Here is a 23,326-nt window from a genome sequence, read left to right as displayed (position 1 = left end):
AAAATTATGGGAACTGAAAATAGCAGAAATATTTAGGGGTATCTGTGATAAACGATAATTCTAGGTTACGTATCTTGACTTGGAGGCTGTTTTTGCATTTCTTGCTGAATCTCTTCTAGACTCAAATCTAACTCTTTCGCTGTTTCTTCAAAACTCAATCCCAATCTCAACAACAAAGGTATCATTCTAAACTTTTCTTCACGCGCTCCTTCTTGCTTGCCTTCTTGTTTGCCTTCTTGTTTGCCTTCTTGATAAACTCGTGTTTGTTTCAAATCACTTAACCCAAACATACCTTCAATCTCCTCTCGACTCATCGCCGGAAACTTGTAACTAATATTGTCTCTATCAATTCTAGTAACTGCCGCCGTTGTGGTTCGATGTTAATTTCTTGCTGGCTTGAAGTCTATTAACTGCCTAGCAGATGTAATTGCTGTATCCTCTTCATCAACCACTAATTTCATCGTAGCAATTCCAACTGGCAATGATGCAGTTTCACCTAATTCATTAAGATAAATACGACTGATGCGCTGACTGGTGAAAAATTCACTGTAATTTTTGATATCTGCTGTATCTAAACTGCGATTGGGATAGATAACTACTCCTCGCCAAGAATTTTTAGGTTTATTTTGGCGTAAATATAAATAAATTTCTGAAAATAAGCGGGAATAAATTTCTGTGTCGGTTTGAAACTGGACTTCAACAAAGTAAATCGGATTTTCTTCCCCTTGTGTTGGCAGAAAAACACCATCTATGCGGAATGCTGTTTGCTTGATTTCAATTGAGGAGAATTTATAACCCTCTGCCGTTTGGGGTGGATTACCAATTAATTCAAAAAAGATGTCAGGAAATTCTTGAAAAAGGCGATAAAAAATGCTGTCAGTCTTCACGCTTGATGTATTGCGGTGATTTAAACCGTTAGATTTTACCGTGAAATACTACTGATAAAAATTAATAAGCCGATTGCGGGAAACAATCGGCATAATAAATTCATGATAATTTAGTTGCAATTTAGCCGTGAGTTGCACCTTGAGGGGGACGTGAGACAACCTTTTTGGCTAAACCCAAAGTCTGCAAAACTAGGATACTCCACCAAGTAACATCAATTTCCCACCAAGACAACCCAGATTTTGCCATGTGGGGATAAGTATGATGGTTGTTGTGCCATCCTTCTCCATAAGTGACGAGGGATACCCACCATAGATTACGAGCGCCATCATTGGCATCAAAGGTGCGATAACCCCACAGGTGTGATGCTGAGTTCACAAACCAGGTTGAGTGCCAAAGCAAGACACACCTGAGAAACACTCCATAGAAGACAAAAGACCATCCTCCTAAAGCATATAGGAGCAGTGCGAAGGGGATTTGCAACAGCAAAAAGTAGCGATCTAGCCAGCAATAAAAGGGTTGTCTTGCTAAATCAGGAGCATATTTTTTATAGGTGTCATAGTCAAAAAATTCTGGACGTGGGTAGAAAATCCACAATATATGACTCCACCAAAATCCTCTTTGGGCAGAGTAGGGGTCTAAATTGATATCTTCTGTGTGGGCGTGATGCTGGCGGTGTCCACCTACCCAAAAAATTGGCCCTCCTTGCAAAGCCAGCGCTCCAATGAGGGCGATCGCATACTCTAACCACTTGGGGACCTGGAAACTCCGATGGCTCAGTAGTCGGTGATATCCCAGGCAAATACCAATGCTCCCGAATAACCAGTGGAGAAACACTAGCAAACCTAATGCTGACCATGAGAAAAACCAAGGAGCCATAAGTGCTAAGGCATGAAATGCAGCAAAAAATACTACATTCGTCCAACTGAGTCGAGGTGAGTTGCCTCTCTCAGGGGCGATCGCCCCAAAATTTGCGGTCATAAAAATTCCTGTTGATGGATGATCGAGCGATTTGCCTTTTCTTGGGCATAATCCCACAGGGATTTACCCGCCCTGTATACTAGTCCGTTACAGTAGAGTAAAGCAAGTACCACTTACATTTGTTATGCTAGCAGAACTCTGATATCGGTGCAAGTGCCACTTGCATTTCTCTATGTCGTCTCAACTCATTTCCACTCGTCAACGCCTGATTCAAGCTGCACTTGAGTTGTTTTCTGCTCACGGAGTCAGCGCCACCACAACCCGCCAAATTGCTGAAAAAGCCGAAGTCAACGAAGTGACTCTATTTCGGAATTTTGGCAATAAGCATGGACTGCTTTTGGCTGTGCTGGAAGAGTCCGCAGCTTTTAAGGATTTAGGTGAGTCGCTGGTACGGCGGGCAACACCTCCTGGCAATGTCTACCAAGCTCTTAAAGATTATGCAAGTGACACTTTACATGCATTAGAACGAGTGCCAGAGTTCGTCCGGTCTGTGGTAGGTGAAGCCGACCAATTTCCGGCAGAAAATCGCCGCGCCCTAGGCAGGGGAGTAACAGAAGCAAACCGCTATGTAGCTCAGTATTTAGCTACTGTAATCCAGCAAGGACACCTAAATACCTATTTACCCGCAGAAAAATTAGCCAGTTTGCTGAATGGGATGATCTTGGGATATGCCGTAATTGAGTTCACCAGCGAATTTCATGAACTTTGGGAAGATCGGGATGATTTTCTGGAAAATTTGGTGGAGTTATTTTTACATGGAGCCATGTCATCTTCAGCAGAATCAGCAACAAACTCCTTACAAGGAGGGTTCATCACCACAGAAGTAGCTGATTTACCAGCTAGTTTAGTTCACGAAATTCTGCAACAAGCCAGGAAATTCGGAATCCGAGATTATGCCTTGGCTTATGTGTTATTTGGAGCTGGATTATCCACCACAGAAATAATTAGCTTAGAGCGATCGCACCAAATCTACGATACTCAAGGGCACTTCTTGCAAATCACAATTCCAGGATTTATTCGTCAAGTGCCTGTGAATCAGTGGATTTTGGGTAAACGCTACGGTTCTTTTACCAATAATCCCTTAATCAAATGGCTGAAAAGTCGTAAAGATACTCAAACAGCCATGTTTCTGAATGATATAGGTACACCCATCTCAGAATCAGAGCTTGAGACACGTTGGCAAGTATGGAGTGAGGGATTATTAACTCCCCAAGCACAAGCACCAGCGATCGCCCAGGCACAACAAACCTGGCGCGTAGAAATGTTGATGCGGGGGGTCACCTTAGAAAACCTGAGTATTTTCACAGCTTGCGATCGCGTCCAATTACAACCCTATGTCCGCCGAGCCAAAGAAAAAGCCGCCCTAGAGCAAGCAACCCGTTTGGATCATAAACCGGGATAAGGAGTGGGGAGATTAGCTGTACTCTCATACCATTTCACTAAATTATTGATACAAATTACTTTCCCTGCCTCCCCTACCTGCCATCTGTATCAGCCTTAAAGTTAAACGGTATCAGATAAAGATTGGGTCTTGCTCGAACGGCGTGATAATTTCTTACGTGACTTGCCTCCCGCCTGGGCATATTGCAAACTGTCTTTGCCATAATGCGTTGCCACACTCATTAACATCTTTTCAGAATAGCCGCCCAATTCTTCTTCAATTAGAGAGAGGCGACCCGTCATTTCATCCAGGGTAGAGAGTAAAGTGTTGTAGGTTAATAGCTGGGTTTGCAAGTTTTGGATGTAGTTGTCGTAGTTTGTCAAATTTAATCCGTTGCCAAATTCTAGCGTCGGGCTAATTGATCGCATTCCTGCAATTCGACGGAGAGCCTTTTCTAGAGCCGGTGAACTGCGTTTTAGTCGTGCCATAAAATGCGCTCCTGAAGGAAGTTATAGGATTACTGCATGTACTCTAGCCAATGCAACAATAAACTTCTCTGAGAGATAATTCGGAAAAATTAAAGCAAATTAAGATCGAGCTAATTATTTTTAGTGGATTGTACTGAAATTTTTATTCAGTTTGTCAAAAAAGTCACCTTAGGTAAGCGACAGATACTTCAAAGTCGTGTTGAGGTACTTTAAAGTCATATTGAGGTATTTTAAAGTCGTGTTGAGGTACTTTGAAGTCATGTTGAGGTACTTCAAAGTCGTGTTGAGGTAGTTTAAAGTCATGTTGAGGTACTTCAAAGTCATGTTGAAGTACTTTAAAATCGTGTTGGAGTACTTCCAAGTCGTGTTGAGGTACTTTGAAATCGTGTTGAAGTATTAGATGATGAGTTTTTTTGCCTTAACCCGATTTACGGCGAAGGCGATCGCGCTGAAAAGTATCATAAATATAATTCAACTATAGGAGTCCTATTTGATTGCGTGAAAAAAACTCAGTAGACCTTAATCTTCTAGAATCCTTTTGCAAGAGTGCCTTTTGCCTCTTGCCTGCCTATTGCGCTTGCGCTGCGCTTCGCGCACCACATAAGTAAGTTCAGTAATAAAACCGGATTTTTATTGTATAGTGACTAATTGATGTCGCTTGAGGCATTAAGCCGAGAACTCTGCATCCAACAGAAATTTAGGCTGGAAAAGCATATCTTATATTATAGGTTTCAGCTTTTTACTTCTCTGTTTTAACCAAACACAAGAAGGCTACAAGCAAACACTATTTTAGTACATATTTACTAATTAATCCAGTCAGAACTCAAATACCAACTTATGACCCTAAGTTGGGAAAATACTCAAAGTTAGCAACGCTGCTCACAACCACGAGAAAATAATACTTTTCGCCCCCCACTACACGTTTTGGCTCTTTTGAGTATTTTAAATTATTGACAAAATGCGCTTCATTTTAACCTCTCACCGATGGTTTACGGGTCAAGTAGTTAAGATTTTCCTTTGCCTAAACCAAACCACCCTTGGGTAGAAACTTTCTTTCCACAGTTTGGGCAAAAAGTATGTGAAGCTAAAAGTTCAAAATTACAATGACGACATCTCTCGGGTGTTAGTAGTTGAGCTTCTTCTAATATAGTTTGCGATAGTTGAGCTTCTTCTGATGTAGTCTGTGGTAATTGGACTTTTATTTTACGGTCTAAAACGTCCTGAAATTCTCCAGACTCAACCCACTTTAGAAGTTCATGGGCACGTGCAATTGTAAAAGCTTGATCTCTTTGTACTGTACTAATTACTTTGAGGACTTTATTGTATAGATTATCTCCAATTCCCTCAAACTCTCTTGCTTGATTTTTAAATTCATTAACATTAAAAGAGCTAAAATATTTTGGTGGTAATCCTGCCATTTTTGCCAATGCAGTCATTGCAACCTCAAAGTCTTGGCACGCGAGCAAGCCAGCTCGATCTGCGGTATAGTCCGCCATCCTAAGCCATTGGTTTAATGCGATATGTAATCCGCCGGTAATAGAACCAGTTAACCCACCTAATCCAAAAGCTACTGTTGAAATTGCACTGCCCAGTACTGGAAGTAAGCGGGCAATATCTTCATAAAGAACCTGCTTGCTCTTGACACGACCAACCTCACAGCCAATCAAAAATAATAACTCTGCATCAGAGAAGTTTTCGATAGCCTCAGCGCTAATAGCAATAATTGGCTTGCTTACGCCTACTGTAAGCCCTTGCATATTATTGGTTGGAAAATCTAATATACGGAAATAGTCGCTCCATCGAAAATAAAATTGTGGTTCTATTTTAGGGTCTAAATCTAAATTATCACAAGCATTTTCAAAAATTGGATAAATTTCAGGAAAAGCGCTATCGGTAACTAAAAGATTACTGCCAGTAAACTCAATTCTCAACAAGGTTTCAAACCCCAATTCGTAAAATTTATTCACTAAAAATCCTAAACCTGGTGTTTTCTCTAGTGCCAGTAGAGCTTTACGATCTTCGGGATGCTGGTATTCAAGAGGATCAAGTCCTTCAATTTTCTTAATGCTTACCATAGAATCGAATCTCCATTTACAACCTGATAAATATCAACTGTTAACCATAATAATACAGGGTAAACGCATCTAATTTTGTATTTTGAATACAGGTTTTTTCTAAAATATGCTTACCCTGAAAAAAATAACAAAATAGTCTAATAAGAAAAACCTATTTTTTCAGAGTAATGTAGAGAATATCTGATAACAATTATCAAAATAACTACTTATAGATAGCAAAATTTGCATGAACAATAATTTACATATCATAAACTTAATCCCGATATTTTAGCTATCTCATTATTAGCAGGAAAAAAAATGCGAACTTCACCAGGTAATCCACCTAAATTATCATTACGAGCAATGAAATATATTATTTCTTTACCTTCTTCCTTGTTTCCTCTCAATCCAACTTTTGTTCGCCCAGGTTTACTATAAATGATTTGCGTGGGACGTTTGTAGCGATTGGCTACTGCAAATGATGAACTAAAGTTATTTTTAATAAATCTTTGTTCTATTTCTCCATTTAAAAACAAAGATTTATGAGCAATCATCTTAAATTTCTGAATTTCTAGCTCAATTTTATGACTATATAAAGCATCAAATAATTTATCGATAAGCTTAGAGACAATTTTATCCTTTTCTGTAACTGATCCTTGAGTAATATAATCTTTCTTTTCTTCTGATGCCTCGACGAAATCTTGCTTGCGTTCACGAAGTGGTAAGGTTCGCAGCTTGCCAAGTTCTGTTTTCGGAGTAGCCTGTTGGCTAGTCAGGTAGCGGTAAAGCTTTTCATATCCTTCTTCAAGGTCAAGGACATAGCGAGAGAAAGAAGAAAGTATAACAGGAATATGACCTGAATCTTGGGGGGAAAAAATAACAGGGATAAACTTGGTGTTGTTTACGTATCCGTTATAAAGTTCTTGGGCGATAATTGCTCCTTCCCATGTCACACCTTTACCTTTACCAGCTTCATTCTGACCCCTAAATCGTTGGCAATAGTGTTTAGTGCAAATTACAAGCACAAATGTAGCCCATTCCAGCTGATTTTCCATCCAGCGAGGCCATCCTTCAGATGGAAAATCTTCATACTGGTCAATTTGGCAGTCAACCCCCTCCGAGCGGAGACGATCCGATAGTTGTAAAACTTGGTTTTGGTGTTCAGGTGAGTCCCAGCTATAGCTGATAAAGACCTTTGGATAAATCTGATTCATGTTATTTAGTACCTATAATCAAAATCGTGATAGTTTCTTACCTCTTCCCCTCACTGTTTGGAGAGGCTTCGTTTATTTGCAGCCACTGTTCGATCAATTCAATGACTACCTGACTCATCTTTTTACCATGCAGCACACAAGTAGCATGGAAGCGCTTCTTTAAATCATCTTCAATGCAGATGTGCATCTCTTTGTTCATCTGTTTATATATGATGAGGCATTTAACTTACTACTAACAAGCTACAAAGCCAAAAATGGAGATTCCGCCAAAATCCCAGAACTAACACATTAATAAATCTTATCGGAACTTCTATAGGCAAGGGACGCTGAATAGCAGGTGTTATGAAGGGAAACATTTCTAACTGCTAGAGAATGAGAAATCTAGCAATAATTACGGTCAGCACCAGAGTCAGATAAAACGGATATATAGAAAAGGAGAGGCTGGAGGAAAATAACAAATTGACAACATTCATGCCTTGAGGCGGCTTTAGAGCAAATAGTTTATCGATTGCAATTTCACCAGAAGAATGCAACTCTTTTACAAAATCATTATAAATCTGACGAAAGCTTCGTTCTTGACCCAAATAGTAAGAATCTAGTAAGAAAAAAAGTATTATTGGTATTAAAGATATCCAAGCATAATTAGGCTTGTTCTTATCTGCAATCACCACAAGAATTGCTGAAACTAAAGAAACGCACCAAGTTTTGCAGTTGGCACTGTTAGAGGCCATTCGCCCAATAACTCCCTGCAAAATGTTCAGGTAACTTTGCACAGCATCGGACTCAAACGTTACTTTAGGTGGTTGTGGCTGCGGACTAGAGTTACTCACTGACTTTTTATTGAATGTTATATGTTTAAAACGTTAGCCAACTTTATTGTAACGGTAAGGCGGAAGTCAAAAGTCAAAAGTCAAAAGTCAAAATAATTGTATTCCAAGCTCTTGCGCCATTTGAAATGGTATGTTTATTTCCGCCGTGTTGTACTAGGAGCATCTCCCCTCGCTTTCAACTACACTCAGCTTTTTGATGACAAGCATTTTGTACGACGACACTAATCTGTCACCGATGACAGATAATTTGTCACTGTACACTTATACAAGTCTTTGCTAACTGTGCGATCGCTCCTTTAATGAAACCGCGATTACCTCCTCCACATTAGAAAAGCGATCGCTCTCTTAAGTCGATTGATTTCATTTTGACCGGCGATCGCCCATTACAATCAAGAAAAGGGAATGAAAAGGATCTGACCTTCATATTCACCAAACTTACTGCAACGAACAAATAAATATAAGTCGTCAATGACCTGTCCGATCGGAGCCGTTGCAATAACTTCAACAACTCCAGGCATAGACAAACCTTTGTTGATTCGCTCATAAGCATGGACAGTAATTGTTGCTATATCATGGGTAAGCAAGATGCGTTCTTCATTGGCTGCCCACTCTAAAATAGTGGAATCATCAGTATGGATTAGACCTACATCTTGGACACGAACAATATCCAATCCAGGTAAACGTCTTATCAAGCCCCGCAATATCGAGCCATTGAAGTTCTCATCAGTCAATAGACGCACTAGCTATAATTCTCCTTGGGGCTGATAGCGATCGCGCAAGCGCTGCCTAAGATTAGCTAAATTATATTGCTGGACAAATTGATTTCGCTGTTGTTGAGCTTTTTTGCGACGCTGCTCTAGGTAATTGTCGATTTCTTGGCGATGGGTGAGATAGTATGCGATCGCTGCGTATATCTCCCCTAAACAGAGAACGGGGTACTGAACAGCAATTTCTTCAGGTGTAGAGCCGTTATGATATGTTGCTAACAAGCTATCGAGAGTAACGCGGCTTTGACCGATGCGAATACCTCCAGCTTCATCCCAACGAAACGGTGGAGCGGTAACCTGAAATTCGATTTGAACGCTCATGGGGGTAATTCTTGGATTTGTGGTATTTCTGCCTTCAGTTTACTTTACCCGTTAAAGAGCGATCGCCCTTACATCAAAATTCAAAATTGAGGAAAAAGACTGGAGGGGATGTAAGTCTTTCCCCTCCACCCCTTTTGCCCTATGTCCAATGCCCAATTAATTCAACGGCTCCATAATGGCTCTTAAACCGTTGGTAGAGAGTGTTTTGAGCATTTCTTTAGCGTTATATTCACTGCTAAATACTCCTGCTTGCATAACTCTTTGACCTTCCCAAACTGTGGGAAACGCACCAGGAGCAAGGAATCGTACTAAATCTTGATCCTTATCAGTTGCTAGTGGCACTACCACGCGATAACGTATACCGAACTGTGTCGGAGAGTTACCGCCATAGGGAATAGTTGTAGAATTTGTTCGTATATTGCGAGTATTACCAATAGGGATATTGTTATTAGGAAGTGGTAAAAGTGCTGAAGCCCTTGGGGCAGCAGCTTCTAGTATTGGTATTGGTAATGGCTGCTGTGTTTGATCCCTCATACTTGGAACTAGTGGCTGTGCAGCTGAATTGGATGGATACTCAGGGGCAGTAAACTCAATCGTATTAGGATCAATCCGCACATAATTCAACTGTCGTGTATCAGGCGGCTCTGCTGCACTAGGAGTTGTAACTTGAGTGTTAGTTGATACTTGTCTACCTGACAAGCTGCTAGGAGTAGGAAATCTAGCAACTCTAGAAGTGGATGGCTGTTGATTAGAAATGGGCGCTGAAAGTGGTATGTTCGCAGGCAACAATGGCAGCAGTTGAGTGTTTAATTGTCCAGGAACACGATTATTTGGTGAAATGCTGTTGCTGGATAATGGCGCTGTTTGCCTATTGGTAGTTTCAGAGATTTCGGGAGCCGAGAAGCTGATTTCCCCAGTTGGTGGTATTTCTCGTAACGCATTGTTAGGGACAGGGGTGGGTTGAGAAATTGCGGCTGCTAGTGCTGTTGTCCCGTTAATATCTACCTTGCCACTGATGCGATCGCTCACAAGATTATTACCACCAGCAGAAATCACCTGTTTAGCAGCGCTGGCGTTAATGTCGTAACGGGCATTATTTTGAAATGTATTACCCCCAGGTTCAGATGCACTACCCAAATCTGGCATTGCTTGAGCGATCGCAACTAAACCATCTTCTTTATTATCTTGAATAGAATTATTCCGTAAAATCGGGCGGGCATTTGCTTGTACCACAATTCCCGATCTATTGTTCTGAATTTGATTGCCGATGACTATAGGAGCGGCATTTTGGGCAATATTAATGCCAAAACCCGTTTGGTGGAAGACATTTTCCTTCACTTGTGGAGTAGAGTTACCAGCAATTGTGATGCCATTGGCTCCATTGCGATCGAAGTAATTCTTACTAATGGTGGGTGCAGCGTTACCACTGACGGAAATCCCATCTTGGGTACTGGCAGTAAATGTATTTTCTGCGACTACCGGATTGCTAGATTCAATCCATAAACCGTAACCACGGCGATTAGGGTTTGTTACCGTCACCCCAGTCAGTACCGCTTGATTTGCTCCAACAATTGTGACGTTTTGACCAGCAAAACTCCGACTCAGGTAATCACCACCTCCCTGAATGATAATGTCCTTACCTTGATTGCTAGGGTTGCCTTGAATTGAAATACCCGGTTTCAGCATTAAGGGAAATTCTTCACCTGTCTCGGCGCTATAAGTGCCCGTGGAGAGCATAATTACAGTATTGGTGTTAGCTAATCGCAACGCTTGGGTAATTGTTTTTACAGGAGCGGATTCGCTGCCATTGCCTGCCTTGTCATCTCCACCACTAGGGTTGACAAACAGCACGTTAACCTGAGAAGTTGTTTTCTCACCCAGAGGTGCTGAATCTGGTGTCAATGGAATTTGAGCGATGCCTTCTCTACGAGAGGCTTCTCTTTCAGAGACGCTAACGCGTAGCTTGCTTCCCCGTAGGGGTACGCCAACGGCAAGCTCCGCTAACGCGCTATCCAGGAACGCCATACTTGTCGCTCCCATGCCTACAGTAAAAGATAATACCGAAAAACTAAAAAATAAAAGCTTTGCTGATTTCAGAAACTTCAGCTTTGCAAGCATAACATCTACTCTACGGTACTTAGCAAACACACGTGGGAGCATCATATTTAACACGTCTCCTTAGAAGTAATAATAAATTCTTATACTCTTAGAGAGTATTATGTCGATAATATTACTCATAATATTGACTGATTGGCGATATTTAATACAGAGTAATAAATGATATTGTGTCTGTTCAACAATACCTTGTCCTAAAGAACACGCTACGCGAAGGCCAAAAGACTCTCACTCTAAAAGAGTAAGGAGACTTACCACTACATTGGTGTGTTGAGCGTGGGGATTACGACATGGCAGCGATGTTGCTACGCTGCGGAGCGATCAAATCTAGACCAAGGGGCATGAGAGCGCTTAGGCTAGCAGCAAACAGCAGGAGCAGATCCAGAAGTACTCAATATCGATAGGTTAATTGTGTATCGATGGCTGCCTCCACGCGGGAGATGCAATCGCTGAATCAAGAGTAGTTTTCTCAATAGGTTCATTGCGTATCGGCAGCTGCCTCCACACGGACAGACTGAAGATGTAGAGCAGAAATGCTACCGATCAGCAAACGCAAGGACGTATAAAACTGTGGTAATCAGATTGCGTTCAATAAATAGGCTCGGATGGTATTTTGGCGAGAAAGCGCTCTATTACAAAGTTAAGATTTACTTTATAAATAAATGCTCTCTAAATAGTATCCATACAGTCTCAAATTTAATTTGCCGATTATAGATTTTCTGGTGTATCCACACTTCCCAGTCCTTTGTAAGCTTGTCGTTTACCGTAAAATACTTGACTAACCTTAGTGCGAAACTGTAGCCTCAAACTACACTTATCACTATCTATAGGAACATGGGATAATTTACTGTAACCCTCACCACTACGTTGTTTTGCGTAGATTCCGCAAAAAAAAGTAAAAAAAAGTAAATTAATTAACTTATGGTTACTAGGACTTATGATAATTCACACTTCGATGAAAGCACTAATGGGGTTGTTGTAATGGTCGAGCCATACAGCCAAAAAGAGCAAATACAGCAAGTTGTTTACCGCATTTTAGATGCCAATTTAGACCGCGCCCGTGAGGGCTTGCGAATTATTGAGGAATGGTGTCGGTTTGGGTTGAATAATGCCCAGTTGGCTCTTGAATGCAAGCGTTTGCGACAAGAGGTAGCCAAGTGGCATACCTCCGAATTGCGAGCGGCGCGAGATACACCAGGCGATCCTGGCACTGAGTTAACTCATCCTCAGGAAGAAGAACGAGCTAGTATAAAATCGGTGTTGCAAGCTAACTTTTGCCGGATAGAAGAAGCATTACGGGTGCTGGAAGAATATAGCAAGCTTTACCAGCCAAATATGGCTAAAGCTTGTAAGCAAATGCGCTATCAGGTTTATACCCTAGAAAGTAGTTTAATGGGTCATCAGCGCCATCAATTGTTATGGCGATCGCGTTTGTATCTTGTTACTTCCCCTAGTGAAACTTTGTTGAACAATGTCGAAGCTGCACTTAAAGGGGGATTAACGCTCCTACAATACCGTGACAAAACTGCTGATGATTCTTTGCGTCTGGAACAAGCGAAAAAATTACGGCAGTTATGCCACATCTACGGTGCTTTGTTTATCGTTAACGATCGCGTGGATGTAGCTTTAGCTGTCGATGCAGATGGGGTGCATCTGGGACAACAAGATATGCCTATTGCCATTGCTCGGCAATTACTGGGTTCGCAGCGTTTAATCGGTCTTTCCACCACAAATAAAGAAGAAATGCAAGCAGCAATTGCTGAAGGTGTAGATTATATTGGCGTGGGGCCAGTTTATGAAACTCCCACGAAAGTAGGTAAAGCAGCAACAGGTTTAGAATATGTCAGCTATGCTGCCAAAAATTGCTCAATTCCCTGGTTTGCGATTGGGGGAATAGATGCCAATAATATCAATGATGTGATCGATGCCGGAGCCGAACGTGTAGCGGTGGTGCGATCGGTCATGCAAGCCGAACAGCCTACCCTGGTGACACAATATTTGCTCTCGCAACTCAATCGCATTAAACCAGAACTTTAAAAGAGTCATTAGTCATTAGTCATTTATCCAAAGTGAATAACCAATACCTAATACCCCATTCCCTAGTCCCCAGTCCCCACATATTATGTCTAACGAGATTACGATTCAGGTAAATGGAGAAAATCATAGCTGCTCATTTCAAACTTCTTTACCCGACTTACTCCAACAATTGGGTTTTAACCCCCGCTTGGTGGCTGTGGAGTATAACGGCGAAATTTTACACCGCCAGTTTTGGCCGGAAATAAAAGTGCAACCAGGCGATCGCTTAGAAGTGGTAACTATTGTCGGGGGTGGTTAGTTGATATGAGCCAGCAAGCCCAAATCCTTAAGGCTGCGTCGTGTAATCTCAATGCGAGCGGGTGCATCCTCTGGTTTATGCATATCAAGGGTTGTGGCGAAAAAGTAAACGTTTTTGTTTTGCTCTAAATAACCCACGAACCAACCAACGTTTGGTTTAGTACTTGTTAACCATCCCGTCTTTCCCCGCAGTGTGTAGTCTGGAGTTTGTTCGCGTACCATAATGTCTTTGACAAGATTTATTGTCCGTTGCGAGAAAGGCAAATCGCCTTGATACAACCGTTGCAAAAACTTAATTTGCTCTTTGGGTGTAATTTGCAATAGCTGCTGTTGTAGCCAAAAACGATCAATGTCTGCGGCGGTGCCAATTTGACGGTTCCCGTAACCTACTTTATTAATAAATTGCTGCATCCGTTCATATCCAGCCCTACGTGCTAGTACTTGATAGAACCAAACAGTTGAATCCTTAAAGGCTTGACGCAAATTCGTATCATGATTCCAGGCGTCAATCTCTCGGTGAATCCCATCCCAAGTGAGAACCGCCACATCATCAGGAATTACACCTGTTTCTAGCGCCACCAGCGCGTTAAAAATTTTGAATGTCGAAGCTGGAGCGATCGCAGTTGCATTACGTTGAGGATTGTGTTCATAGAAGCGGTTATTTTTCGAGTCATAAATCAAGATTGAGCCTTTACGCCCGAATTCTTGAAAGTGTCGCCCTAAATTTGGCGCTTTAACAGTCATAATTGCTGGACGTTCAGATGAGGTTGAAGCAGGTTGAGCCACAACATACATCCCTCCAAAGGTAATCACACTCAATACAGCAAGACATCCAATGACTGTAAACACAAGAGATTGCATTCGGCACTTTGCGTAACGCCGAAGGAATCGCCCCATGTGAAACAAGATATTTTTCATTGCACATTTAATCGCATCACAAGCGAGATCCTACACTGCAACTTGCTCATTTGCGGAGCTGTTTGTTAGAGGTCATCGCTCAATGTGCATTCATCTCACAAAATCGCGTTTCTCCCTTCTGATTTATAAAGCGATCGATGAAGGGTTCTCCGCTTGGCTAATTCTTTACCTTTGCGGCCGAGTTGCTCACGCAATTGCTCGTCTTTGCACAATCGATTGAAAGCTTGAAACACTTCATAACCAGAATTGGGATTAACTAGTATGCCATTTTCTTCATGCTGAACTGTATCTAGAACACCGCCTAGACGAGGGGCAATTACAGGCTTACCGAAGTAACTTGCTTCTAAATAAACGACACCAAAACCCTCCATATTATTAGGTTTAGTATCCAATAAAGTCAGCATGGCAAATATATCGCAGGCTGCATAATAACCTGCTAATTCCCGCTCTGGCACATATCCGGCAAAGTGGACGCGCTTATCTACCCGCAAACGATGCGCCAGAGATTTCAGTTCCGATTCACTTCGCCCTTGACCGCAGACTATATAGTGAACATCAACCCCAAAAGTTAGCAATAGTGGGATGTTATCAATTACTCGGTCGAAACCTTTATGTTTTATTAGTCTACCGATGGAGAGAATAACTATTGCTGATTCAGGAATGTTGTACGTCTGACGCACGCGAACACGTAAATCATCAAGGTTACTGGGACTCGCTACATTATTACCAAATTTTTCTGGTCTGATTACTGGGTTAATGATGTGGGTAGGAGTATCTAATCGCAAAGCATTTCTGAGATAGTCTCTTGTATAAGAACTGTTGCATACAATACCTTCGGCTCTATGAAGTGTTAATTTAAATAGCGATCGCAACACGGGATTGTGTAAAGTACAAAGAAGATCGTTGCCGTGCAAATAGATAAAAAAGCGAATAGGTAACAAATAGCTCAATAGCAACAGTGACGGAAAGTCATAGCCATGACCCCACTCTATATAACGGTAGTGATAGCGAAAATAGAGTTTAATTGCTAGGACAAATGAGCAGACGATATTCAAAAAAGGCTTTAGGATACTTCCCACACAGCCACTACGCCAGTATCTAGGATAAGACCAGCGATATACAGGAAATTGTTGGCTTTCATCAAATACTTTATCTCCTGAGCAACTAGCCGCTAGCACAATAACTCGTTCTGGATCTTGGAGACAGCGATTATAGATATATTCCCCAATTACAGCTTCTTTTGGCAAGAATATCCGGGATATGACTAGAATATCTGGGTATGCAGCTTTGTCTCTAATTTCGGCTGTTAGTTGAGAAATATGTTCCATAATAAAGTTGATAACTATATTTCAAATAATTTTTAATTTATTTACAATTACAATTACTTTCAAAGCCCTAATTATTATTTTATTTCTTTTAAAACGAATGTGTAGACAAATTTAAAGCCTCTTTGAGAAGATTAGCCAGGAAGATTGTTTTTTTATTGTGTTGATCTTATTTTTGCTGCAAATTTCTCACTAATTGAGAATTTCTGTGCATGATGAACAATAAATAAAAGCTAGCACTTGTAGCCAAATTGCTCAGTAAACAACTGTTGCGAAAATTACGAAATTTAGCTACGTTCAATAAAATATCCTAAATATTCTGGATTGTTGTGCCAAAATGCCAAAAAGTTGAATAAGTATTTGATAGCTACCTGGTGTATTGCTGCGCTTACTTATGGGCATCATGGATACTTTGTACTCTACTATGTATAAGTAAATTAGAAGCTTATAGATGTAGTAAATGCTTCTCGTCATTTAAAAATATCCTTGCACCTGAGACAAAACAAGTAAGGTGAAGTATTAAAAATATTAGTCAAGACAATCATTAAAAATTAAAATTATCTGTATAATTCAAGACTGTAAGCTTGAAAGTGCTAATCCAAAACGTAGCAACAATTGCCTGTAGGCGTAGCCCGTCGTAGACATCGCAACTTTCTGTAATTGTGAACATATCTTAAGGTACGGTTCCCCAGTCGAGAAATCCCCCCTGCGATCGCTACCTACCCAAGATAAGACGCGGTAAATTGAATATGTAGCCTTTAAAAGTAAATGCTACAAAGCTTGTTTGTTAAGGGCTGGCGTTAGCGACAGATCGCAACACTCCTAACCAGCGTGGGGAGAAATCATAAATAATTCCGTTTTCCAAGCGATTGTATTATGCGTAAAAAACTACAACAAACCATCAAACCGCTGTTAAAAACCTTCTTAGCCCTAAGCCTGGTGTTAGCTTTGGCTCTTAGTCATGCCGATGGCGCATTAGCGGCCCGCAGCGGGGGTCGGATCGGTGGTGGTTCCTTTAGAGCACCTTCTAGCCGCACATATACACCGCGTACCTATGCACCTCCTGGCGGGGGCGGATACTATCCTGGTGGTGGTTTTGGTGGTGGTTTTGGCTTTCCCTTCCTAATTCCCTTCTGGGGTATTGGAGGAGGATTCGGTGGTCTATTTAGCATCTTAATTTTCTTTGCGATCGCTAATTTCTTATTGCAAACTTTCCGCCGCGTCTCTGGCGGTGAAACTCCAGAAGCAGATTACAGCAGTAACTCTCCGGTTTCGGTAACTCGTTTGCAAGTAGGTTTGTTAGCTCAAGCCCGTGAATTGCAAAATGAACTCAACCACATTGCTGAAACTGCTGATACTAATACCCCAGAGGGAAGAGCAGAAATTCTCCAAGAAGCCAGCCTAGCTTTACTCCGCCATCCCGAATACTTTGTATATGCAGGTGGTGGTACTCAACAAGCGAGTTTAAATTCAGCGGAAAGTCAGTTTAATCGCCTGTCACTGGCAGAACGCAGCAAGTTTAGCGAGGAAACTCTTTCTAACGTCAACAACCAGTTAAGAGCAGCCCTTGCCAAAGATGCTTTACCTCCGGCTGGTGAACTCGACAACCCCACCCGCCTATTTACTGAAGGTCCTGGCGAATACATCATTGTTACCTTGCTGGCGGCGACATTAGGCAAGTTTGACATCCCAACAGCTATTAATAGTGCTGATGATTTACGTCAAGCTTTGCGGCAAATTGGTAGTATCCCCAGTGATAAACTTCTGGCAATTGAAGTTCTTTGGACTCCGCAAGCTGAAAATGATACCTTGACATCTGATGATGTGTTGGCAAATTATCCTGATTTGAGACTTGTTTAATCTCTAAGAAATTTCGTGATGAAGCGCTAAGAAAAAACTTGGCATCTTAGCCCAACAAAAAAGTTCCCCTTTGAGGGCAATCACTAGAAACCGCTTGTCAATGACAAGCGGTTTTTTGTAGAGCTTAGATATACTGAACTATATTTTAGAAAAATTATTCTTAAGTCTTGACTTTGGTAGTATTATCAAAATGCATTATACGCAAAGCGTTATCTTATGCCTAATGTTGAACTCGACGAAAACCGAGAGCATCGCATTAAAACAGAGATCATTGTAGATGCTGAAGATAAAGAAGACCGGGCCATGGGTTGGTACTACTACCTTGAGGAAACTTTGAATTTTCCCTTTGTGGCTAAATGGACTAAAAAGGGACGCAAATCGGCTACTGCCGAGGAGAAACAAGTTGAAGTGCTGGGAATGGCCCCAGATGAAGAGTGCCTAAAAGATATGTATGTAGAAGTGGCTTATATTGATGGTAAGGATGATGATGTATATTCTGCAAAATTATCTGAAATAGCAGCCGTTGATGCCGATAGTGAAACTCAAGAAGCGATCGCAGACTGGCTCTATTGGATTGCTAGAGGATATAAATTTTAAATTCTAAGACAAATACCGAATGACGCGGCAGGGATTGCCAGCAGCGACAACATTCTCAGGTATGTCTTTGACAACTACACTGCCAGCACCAATAGTTGTGTTATCACCAATAGTTACACCTGGACAAATAATTGCACTGCCACCAATCCAGACATTGTTACCAATGTTAATTGGGGCAGCTAATTCTCTACCAGAAAGACGAATTTCCGGCTCTGTCGGGTGATAAGCAGTATAAATTTGCACATAAGGAGCGCACAAGACATTTTCACCAATATGAACTGTATTGCAGTCTAAAATTACACAGCCATAGTTCATATACAATCTGTCGCCAGCGAAAATATTACTGCCATAGTCACAGTGAAAGGGTGGCACAATTGATGCTTTGTCACCGATCTTTCCAAATAATTCTTGCAAAATTTGCTGTCGTTGCTCTTGCTGTTCTTCAGTTGTAGAATTGTACCTTCGCAACAGACGACTAGCCCGCTTATTCTCGGCAGCCAATTCTGGATCTTCCGCCAGATATAATTCGCCTGCAAGCATTTTCTGTTTTTCGGTTTTTTCCATGACAGACTTATGTAGCTCCTCGGTTGTGTAAGATACACCTTAGTAGGGGCTAGAGTAGCATATTTCATCTAGATGAAAACCGCCATGAATCAAAATTCCAGATAGTTGTCAAGAAAATCAAAGCAATTTGAATGAAGTGGTAGCAGAAAGGACTAATTAACTAAATATCGCATAAGTAGCTTTTCCCTGCCGTTTAGCTCGGTACATAGCAATATCAGCATCCCGTAGTAGAGTTGCAGGCTCCTCATAATTACTAAAATTCCAAGTAATACCAATGCTAGCTGTAGCAGATAATTGATATCCATTCAAGTTAACTGGCAATCGTAAGGAGTCTTGAATACGTTTAGCAACATTGGTGGCGTCGGTAATGTCTTTAATATCCTCTAAAAGAACAGTAAACTCGTCACCACCAAATCGTGCTACAGTATCGCCACTACGTAAGCACGACTCTAAACGTCTAGCGATCGCTACTAAAAAATCATCCCCTATTCCATGCCCAAAGCGATCGTTAATCTCCTTAAAGCCATCTAAATCCAAAAATAAAACTGCAAAATAATAATCGCTTCTGCGTTTGCTACGTTCAATAGTTTGTCTGAGCCGATCTAAAAATAAAACACGATTCGGTAATGCTGTCAGCCCATCATAAAACGCATTGCGGATCAGTTGTGCCTCTGTCTGTTTGCGTTTAGTGATGTCTTGAAAAACTAAAACCGCCCCAGTAATATTGCCATTTTGATCGCGGATGGGTGCAACATTATCCCCAATCGCTATTTCTTTGCCATCTTTAGTAATCAGTGTACAGTTTTCTGGAAAACTTAAAATCTCACCTACTTCGATTACATTTGTGGCTAAATTTTCAATTGTTTCTCCTATATCTTTGTCAACTAAGTTAACGACTTCTACTAAATTTTTACCGAACGCTTCACTTTGCTTCCAGCCAGTGATTATTTCTGCTATGGGATTCATCATTTGAATACAACCATTTGTATAGGTTACAATCACTGCACAGCCCATACTGTTAATAATTGCCGCTAGCCTCTGTTTTTCTTCATATAAAATCTTTTTGCTTTGATGTTTGTACAAAACCATTTCAATTGCAAAATGTAAATCACTTTCAATAAATGGTTTAATTATGTAATTAAAAGGCTGACTTGGCTGATTTTTATCTAATGTTTTATATTCGGAACCATCTGTTAGATATATTATAGGTACATGGAAATGATTCTCGATAATATCCGCTACATGTACACCGTCAATCTCCCCAGCTAGGCCAATATCAATTAATACTAAATGCGGATGAGTTTCTGCTACTTTTTTTATCGCCTCTTCACCAGACTTAGTTATTTCTGAAACCGAATAACCTAATTTTTGTAAACTTTTTCTAATATTTGAGGCTAGGATTTTTTCATCCTCAACAACTAGGATTTTGCGGGCGAACATGTTACAGTAACCTGTTTGCTAAGGTTAAGATTTTTGTTGTCAGTATCAACTCGATCTAAAAGTCATTTCCAAAAGTCATTATTTTATCATAAACAATCTCTAAGTAACCTGTCTTCTTGCTTGATATAAATACTGACTAATGATCAAATAGTAATGTTATTAACCTCCCATAATTTCTGTGCTTGTCAAAGCTAATTTTGATTATTACATGCAGTTGATATCATGCCATTAACATCAGATATATAAGCTACCATGTAATTAACAACAATCAAAAAGTGATTTTCAAAAAAATCCAATAATTTTTCTTAAGGAAATTATAAATGCTAAGTATAGTATTTATGTAATAATTAATCAAGAATAAAATTTCATCAAATCGCAAAATACCGACTTTCATATAATTTGAAAAAATTATTTGATGGCTTGTATATAATGTAATAGTATCCATACACTAAATAAGTATTAAAAAATAATCCTTATCTAAAATTAAAGAGTTTAGTACTGCTTTGTCTACAAGTAGTTTTTGTTTCTTTAACTTGGATATAAGTTTCTGTCTGAAACTATCTTAAATTTGGAATGGTGAGTGAAATGGTGTTACTTAGAACTATTGATCGCTTCTGGTTAATACTTAATCACAGATCCTGCGATCTGAAAATATGCAAGTTAAATGCTCATCAGCAGATCGCGGGATTTTTTAGTTTTTTGATAAAAAGCGGGTGCTAAAGGTAATTATAGGAAAGATTCTCTTCGTGAGATCCTTCCACTTTCTACGTAAACCCCCTCTCTTTGCTGGCTTATAGATATTGAGAAGAAAAACGCGTTTTGTGTTTTAGAGATTGGACTTACTTTTAGTCAGTTCAATACTAATTTTGCCACCAAAGTCTGGAATAGGTGCGGCAGGTTTGCTGAGAGTGACTTGGACTTTTGTTACACGATCGCACTCTTGGAGAATAGAATCTGCGATCGTTGCTACCAATTTCTCCACCAAAGCAAACTTAGACGTTTTGACTAGATGTTGTATCAAGCTAATGACGCTGCGATAATCTAAAGTGTCTTCGATCGCGTCAGTCTTGGCCGCTGTGGAGATATCCAACCATAACCTCGCATCCACCTCAAACCATTGTCCTAACACCTGTTCTTCTGGCAGATATCCAGTGTAGCCATAGCAGCGAATTCCCGTTAAATGAATGCAGTCCATAAAAGTTTGAGAGCAAATTGTGCATTTTGTAGAAAGTGGAGCAAGTTTGCTTGGAGATTTTCTTTCCCCCAAACTCGCGTGGCGGTGTTGGGTTCCATCTCCGCATTTGTCAAACTTTCCCAGATGAATTTTAAATTGAATTTCCCTAGACAAAATCTAAAATTTAAGATTGTTTTATAGCTATGTTTGATTTAATGCCGATCGCCTATAGAAATGTTAATCAACTTTGGGGTTATATCTTAACAGAGACACTAAAGCGGTTGGGATTGACTTGTGCCATTATTTGTCCTGGATCACGCTCTACACCCTTAGCAGTAGCCTTTGCTCAACAAGCACCTGAGATTGAAGCGATTTCCATTCTCGATGAACGTTCCGCCGCCTTTTTTGCTTTGGGACAAGCTAAAGCAACCGGACGACCTGTAGTATTAGTTTGCACCTCTGGTACAGCAGGAGCAAATTTTTATTCAGCAGTCATTGAAGCCTCATATAGTCGCGTCCCACTGTTGATATTAACCACCGATAGACCTCCAGAATTGCGAGATTGTCACTCTGGGCAAACTGTAGATCAATTGAGATTATATGGAAACTACCCAAATTGGCAAACAGAGTTAGCCTTACCCTCCGCCGATCTGGGAATGCTAGCTTATCTGCGACAAACGGTAATTCATAGCTGGGAAAGAGCGCAAACTCCTACGAAGGGACCAGTACATTTGAATATTCCCTTTCGCGATCCTTTAGCACCTGTTCCTGATGGAACTGACTTGAGCTATTTGCAATCACAGTTTCAACCAGAAGACTTCTTTGCAGGAATAGGAAACACCACCCAATTCCCCATTCCCCATTCCCCATTCCCCATTCCCCAAGAATGGAAAGAATGCGATCGCGGCATTATTATCGCAGGTGTTGCCCAACCCCAGCAACCACAGGAGTATTGTAGAGCGATCGCGCACCTTTCCCAAACTCTCAAATGGCCCGTTTTAGCAGAGGGACTCTCCCCAGTCAGAAATTATGCCGAACTTAACCCTTATTTAATTTCCACTTATGACCTGATTTTGCGAAATCAGCAACTAGCAAAGCAGTTAGCGCCCGAAATGGTGATTCAGGTGGGTGAAATGCCTACAAGTAAAGAACTGCGTAGCTGGATAGATGCAACCCAACCGCGACGCTGGGTAATTGATCCTAGTGACCAAAACCTCGACCCTTTGCATGGGAGGACGACGCATTTACGGATATCTGTAGAAGAGATGAAAGTAGAGGAGAGAAATTTATCTTTATCCTCAGACTATGGAAAGCAATGGTGTAATGCAGAAGCGAAGGTTAGGTTAGTTGTTGATGAGACGATGGGAAAAATAGATGAAATAATTGAGAGTAAAGCAGCTTGGTTAATTTCTCAGATTTTACCGCCTGGAACGCCTCTGTTTATTGCCAATAGTATGCCTGTGCGGGATGTGGAATATTTCTGGAAACCGAATAATTTAGGAGTGCGATCGCATTTTAACCGGGGTGCAAATGGCATTGATGGCACATTATCCACAGCTTTAGGAATTGCCCATCGCCAGCAAAGTAGTGTGATGTTAACGGGAGATTTAGCTCTGTTGCATGACACCAATGGTTTTTTAATCCGCAATAAGTTTGTCGGACATCTCACAATTGTGTTAATCAATAACAATGGTGGGGGAATTTTTGAAATGTTACCCATTGCCAAATTTGACCCACCCTTTGAAGAATTTTTCGGCACTCCCCAAGATATTGATTTTGCTCATCTGTGCGCCACTTACAATGTGCAGCATGAATTAATTACTTCTTGGCAGCAGTTGCAACAAAGATTAAACCCATTACCAAATACAGGAATTCGGGTTTTGGAATTGCAGACAAATCGAAAGACAGACGCTAAGTGGCGACAGGAGAATTTACGGCAGTTTGCCGCAGATTTTGTAATTTAATTAACCCAATGGATTTTGCTAAAATAGAGGGATAAAATATAGCATTTGGGTAAAAAGTAAGAACCGTTTGTGGTATCAAACTTAAAGATGCTTTACCATAATTTTTTCAAATAA

General features: G+C 40.8%; 20 protein-coding genes and 2 pseudogenes. 7 read left to right on the top strand and 15 right to left on the bottom strand.

Features of this window, described 5'->3' with window-relative positions; genetic code table 11:
* Positions 1-65: 65 nt before the first annotated feature.
* Positions 66-887, bottom strand: a pseudogene (locus RM347_RS03195) (Rpn family recombination-promoting nuclease/putative transposase).
* A 121-nt stretch (positions 888-1,008) separates the two neighbouring features.
* Entirely contained in the window at positions 1,009-1,866 is an 858-nt protein-coding gene (locus tag RM347_RS03190; protein WP_322718042.1) for an acyl-CoA desaturase, read from the bottom strand.
* Between the two features lie 172 nt (positions 1,867-2,038).
* Here RM347_RS03190 and RM347_RS03185 point away from each other — a divergent pair, with 172 nt between their 5' ends.
* Entirely contained in the window at positions 2,039-3,268 is a 1,230-nt protein-coding gene (locus RM347_RS03185) for a TetR family transcriptional regulator (protein ID WP_322718041.1), read from the top strand.
* A gap of 101 nt (positions 3,269-3,369) precedes the next feature.
* Here the strand turns inward: RM347_RS03185 and RM347_RS03180 are convergent, their stop codons facing one another.
* The 8 genes from RM347_RS03180 to RM347_RS03145 all read right to left on the bottom strand — a co-directional run bounded on the left by RM347_RS03180 (position 3,370) and on the right by RM347_RS03145 (position 11,084).
* Positions 3,370-3,735 carry a hypothetical protein gene (locus RM347_RS03180; protein WP_322718040.1) on the bottom strand — a complete coding sequence of 122 codons (366 nt, stop codon included), beginning with the start codon at positions 3,733-3,735 and terminating at the stop codon, positions 3,370-3,372.
* Positions 3,736-4,739: 1,004 nt separating this feature from the next.
* Complete coding sequence (locus RM347_RS03175) at positions 4,740-5,810, bottom strand: M48 family metallopeptidase (protein ID WP_322718039.1); 1,071 nt, start codon at positions 5,808-5,810, stop codon at positions 4,740-4,742.
* Between the two features lie 245 nt (positions 5,811-6,055).
* Positions 6,056-7,003, bottom strand: a complete 948-nt coding sequence (locus tag RM347_RS03170; RefSeq protein ID WP_322718038.1) for an SEFIR domain-containing protein — start codon at positions 7,001-7,003, stop codon at positions 6,056-6,058.
* A gap of 37 nt (positions 7,004-7,040) precedes the next feature.
* Positions 7,041-7,202 (bottom strand): plasmid partition protein ParG, encoded by a 162-nt coding sequence (locus RM347_RS03165; protein WP_322718037.1) that lies wholly within the window; start codon positions 7,200-7,202, stop codon positions 7,041-7,043.
* A 166-nt stretch (positions 7,203-7,368) separates the two neighbouring features.
* Positions 7,369-7,833, bottom strand: a complete 465-nt coding sequence (locus RM347_RS03160) for a hypothetical protein (protein WP_322718036.1) — start codon at positions 7,831-7,833, stop codon at positions 7,369-7,371.
* A 389-nt stretch (positions 7,834-8,222) separates the two neighbouring features.
* Positions 8,223-8,573 carry a DUF5615 family PIN-like protein gene (locus RM347_RS03155; RefSeq protein WP_322718035.1) on the bottom strand — a complete coding sequence of 117 codons (351 nt, stop codon included), beginning with the start codon at positions 8,571-8,573 and terminating at the stop codon, positions 8,223-8,225.
* Between the two features lie 3 nt (positions 8,574-8,576).
* Positions 8,577-8,921, bottom strand: coding sequence for a DUF433 domain-containing protein (locus RM347_RS03150; RefSeq protein ID WP_118168782.1), 345 nt, complete (start codon positions 8,919-8,921; stop codon positions 8,577-8,579).
* 156 nt (positions 8,922-9,077) lie between these two features.
* Entirely contained in the window at positions 9,078-11,084 is a 2,007-nt protein-coding gene (locus RM347_RS03145; protein WP_322718034.1) for a DUF1565 domain-containing protein, read from the bottom strand.
* A 206-nt stretch (positions 11,085-11,290) separates the two neighbouring features.
* On the opposite strand from RM347_RS03145, the pseudogene RM347_RS03140 reads away from it, so the two are divergent.
* The 3 genes and pseudogenes from RM347_RS03140 to thiS form a co-directional block, all read left to right on the top strand.
* Positions 11,291-11,440 (top strand): annotated as a pseudogene (locus tag RM347_RS03140) (hypothetical protein); the annotation flags it as partial.
* Positions 11,441-11,957: 517 nt separating this feature from the next.
* Complete coding sequence (locus tag RM347_RS03135) at positions 11,958-13,073, top strand: thiamine phosphate synthase (RefSeq protein WP_322718033.1); 1,116 nt, start codon at positions 11,958-11,960, stop codon at positions 13,071-13,073.
* An 85-nt stretch (positions 13,074-13,158) separates the two neighbouring features.
* Positions 13,159-13,371, top strand: coding sequence for a sulfur carrier protein ThiS (gene thiS / locus RM347_RS03130; protein ID WP_322718032.1), 213 nt, complete (start codon positions 13,159-13,161; stop codon positions 13,369-13,371).
* On the opposite strand, the gene blaOXA is transcribed toward thiS, so the two are convergent.
* Both blaOXA and RM347_RS03120 read right to left on the bottom strand, forming a co-directional pair.
* Positions 13,368-14,231 carry a class D beta-lactamase gene (gene blaOXA / locus RM347_RS03125; protein ID WP_322718149.1) on the bottom strand — a complete coding sequence of 288 codons (864 nt, stop codon included), beginning with the start codon at positions 14,229-14,231 and terminating at the stop codon, positions 13,368-13,370. The two genes, thiS and blaOXA, sit on opposite strands and share 4 nt — an antisense overlap.
* A 152-nt stretch (positions 14,232-14,383) precedes the next feature.
* A complete protein-coding gene (locus RM347_RS03120) occupies positions 14,384-15,616 on the bottom strand; it encodes a glycosyltransferase family 4 protein (protein WP_322718031.1) in 1,233 nt (410 codons plus the stop codon).
* An 873-nt stretch (positions 15,617-16,489) separates the two neighbouring features.
* Here RM347_RS03120 and RM347_RS03115 point away from each other — a divergent pair.
* Together RM347_RS03115 and RM347_RS03110 are read left to right on the top strand one after the other, a co-directional pair.
* The gene (locus tag RM347_RS03115; protein WP_322718030.1) at positions 16,490-17,473 is read left to right on the top strand and encodes a DUF1517 domain-containing protein; all 984 of its coding nucleotides are present in this window, start codon (positions 16,490-16,492) and stop codon (positions 17,471-17,473) included.
* A 216-nt stretch (positions 17,474-17,689) separates the two neighbouring features.
* A complete protein-coding gene (locus RM347_RS03110; protein ID WP_322718029.1) occupies positions 17,690-18,070 on the top strand; it encodes a calcium-binding protein in 381 nt (126 codons plus the stop codon).
* 3 nt (positions 18,071-18,073) lie between these two features.
* Here the strand turns inward: RM347_RS03110 and RM347_RS03105 are convergent, their stop codons facing one another.
* The 3 genes from RM347_RS03105 to folB form a co-directional block, all read right to left on the bottom strand.
* Positions 18,074-18,634, bottom strand: coding sequence for a sugar O-acetyltransferase (locus tag RM347_RS03105; RefSeq protein WP_322718028.1), 561 nt, complete (start codon positions 18,632-18,634; stop codon positions 18,074-18,076).
* Between the two features lie 156 nt (positions 18,635-18,790).
* On the bottom strand, positions 18,791-20,074 hold the full coding sequence (locus RM347_RS03100) for a GGDEF domain-containing response regulator (RefSeq protein WP_322718027.1): 1,284 nt from the start codon (positions 20,072-20,074) through the stop codon (positions 18,791-18,793).
* An 826-nt stretch (positions 20,075-20,900) separates the two neighbouring features.
* Entirely contained in the window at positions 20,901-21,269 is a 369-nt protein-coding gene (gene folB, locus RM347_RS03095; RefSeq protein ID WP_322718026.1) for a dihydroneopterin aldolase, read from the bottom strand.
* Positions 21,270-21,451: 182 nt separating this feature from the next.
* Here folB and menD point away from each other — a divergent pair, with 182 nt between their 5' ends.
* A complete protein-coding gene (gene menD, locus RM347_RS03090; RefSeq protein WP_322718025.1) occupies positions 21,452-23,212 on the top strand; it encodes a 2-succinyl-5-enolpyruvyl-6-hydroxy-3-cyclohexene-1-carboxylic-acid synthase in 1,761 nt (586 codons plus the stop codon).
* Positions 23,213-23,326 lie beyond the last annotated feature (114 nt).

Source organism: Nostoc sp. ChiQUE02 (genome assembly GCF_034531305.2).
Taxonomy (GTDB): Bacteria; Cyanobacteriota; Cyanobacteriia; order Cyanobacteriales; family Nostocaceae; genus Nostoc.
This window is presented reverse-complemented; position numbering and strand designations above follow the sequence as displayed.

Bases quoted from the DNA above. Each gene is read 5' to 3' on its own strand.
- RM347_RS03135 (WP_322718033.1), top strand. From the start codon at position 11,958: ATGGTTACTAGGACTTATGATAATTCACACTTCGATGAAAGCACTAAT.
- RM347_RS03180 (WP_322718040.1), bottom strand. From the start codon at position 3,735: ATGGCACGACTAAAACGCAGTTCACCGGCTCTAGAAAAGGCTCTCCGT.
- RM347_RS03100 (WP_322718027.1), bottom strand. From the start codon at position 20,074: ATGTTCGCCCGCAAAATCCTAGTTGTTGAGGATGAAAAAATCCTAGCC.
- blaOXA (WP_322718149.1), bottom strand. From the start codon at position 14,231: ATGCAATCTCTTGTGTTTACAGTCATTGGATGTCTTGCTGTATTGAGT.
- RM347_RS03120 (WP_322718031.1), bottom strand. From the start codon at position 15,616: ATGGAACATATTTCTCAACTAACAGCCGAAATTAGAGACAAAGCTGCA.
- RM347_RS03145 (WP_322718034.1), bottom strand. From the start codon at position 11,084: ATGATGCTCCCACGTGTGTTTGCTAAGTACCGTAGAGTAGATGTTATG.
- RM347_RS03115 (WP_322718030.1), top strand. From the start codon at position 16,490: ATGCGTAAAAAACTACAACAAACCATCAAACCGCTGTTAAAAACCTTC.
- RM347_RS03190 (WP_322718042.1), bottom strand. From the start codon at position 1,866: ATGACCGCAAATTTTGGGGCGATCGCCCCTGAGAGAGGCAACTCACCT.
- folB (WP_322718026.1), bottom strand. From the start codon at position 21,269: ATGGACTGCATTCATTTAACGGGAATTCGCTGCTATGGCTACACTGGA.
- RM347_RS03185 (WP_322718041.1), top strand. From the start codon at position 2,039: ATGTCGTCTCAACTCATTTCCACTCGTCAACGCCTGATTCAAGCTGCA.
- RM347_RS03175 (WP_322718039.1), bottom strand. From the start codon at position 5,810: ATGGTAAGCATTAAGAAAATTGAAGGACTTGATCCTCTTGAATACCAG.
- RM347_RS03165 (WP_322718037.1), bottom strand. From the start codon at position 7,202: ATGAACAAAGAGATGCACATCTGCATTGAAGATGATTTAAAGAAGCGC.
- RM347_RS03150 (WP_118168782.1), bottom strand. From the start codon at position 8,921: ATGAGCGTTCAAATCGAATTTCAGGTTACCGCTCCACCGTTTCGTTGG.
- menD (WP_322718025.1), top strand. From the start codon at position 21,452: ATGTTTGATTTAATGCCGATCGCCTATAGAAATGTTAATCAACTTTGG.
- RM347_RS03170 (WP_322718038.1), bottom strand. From the start codon at position 7,003: ATGAATCAGATTTATCCAAAGGTCTTTATCAGCTATAGCTGGGACTCA.
- RM347_RS03110 (WP_322718029.1), top strand. From the start codon at position 17,690: ATGCCTAATGTTGAACTCGACGAAAACCGAGAGCATCGCATTAAAACA.
- thiS (WP_322718032.1), top strand. From the start codon at position 13,159: ATGTCTAACGAGATTACGATTCAGGTAAATGGAGAAAATCATAGCTGC.
- RM347_RS03105 (WP_322718028.1), bottom strand. From the start codon at position 18,634: ATGGAAAAAACCGAAAAACAGAAAATGCTTGCAGGCGAATTATATCTG.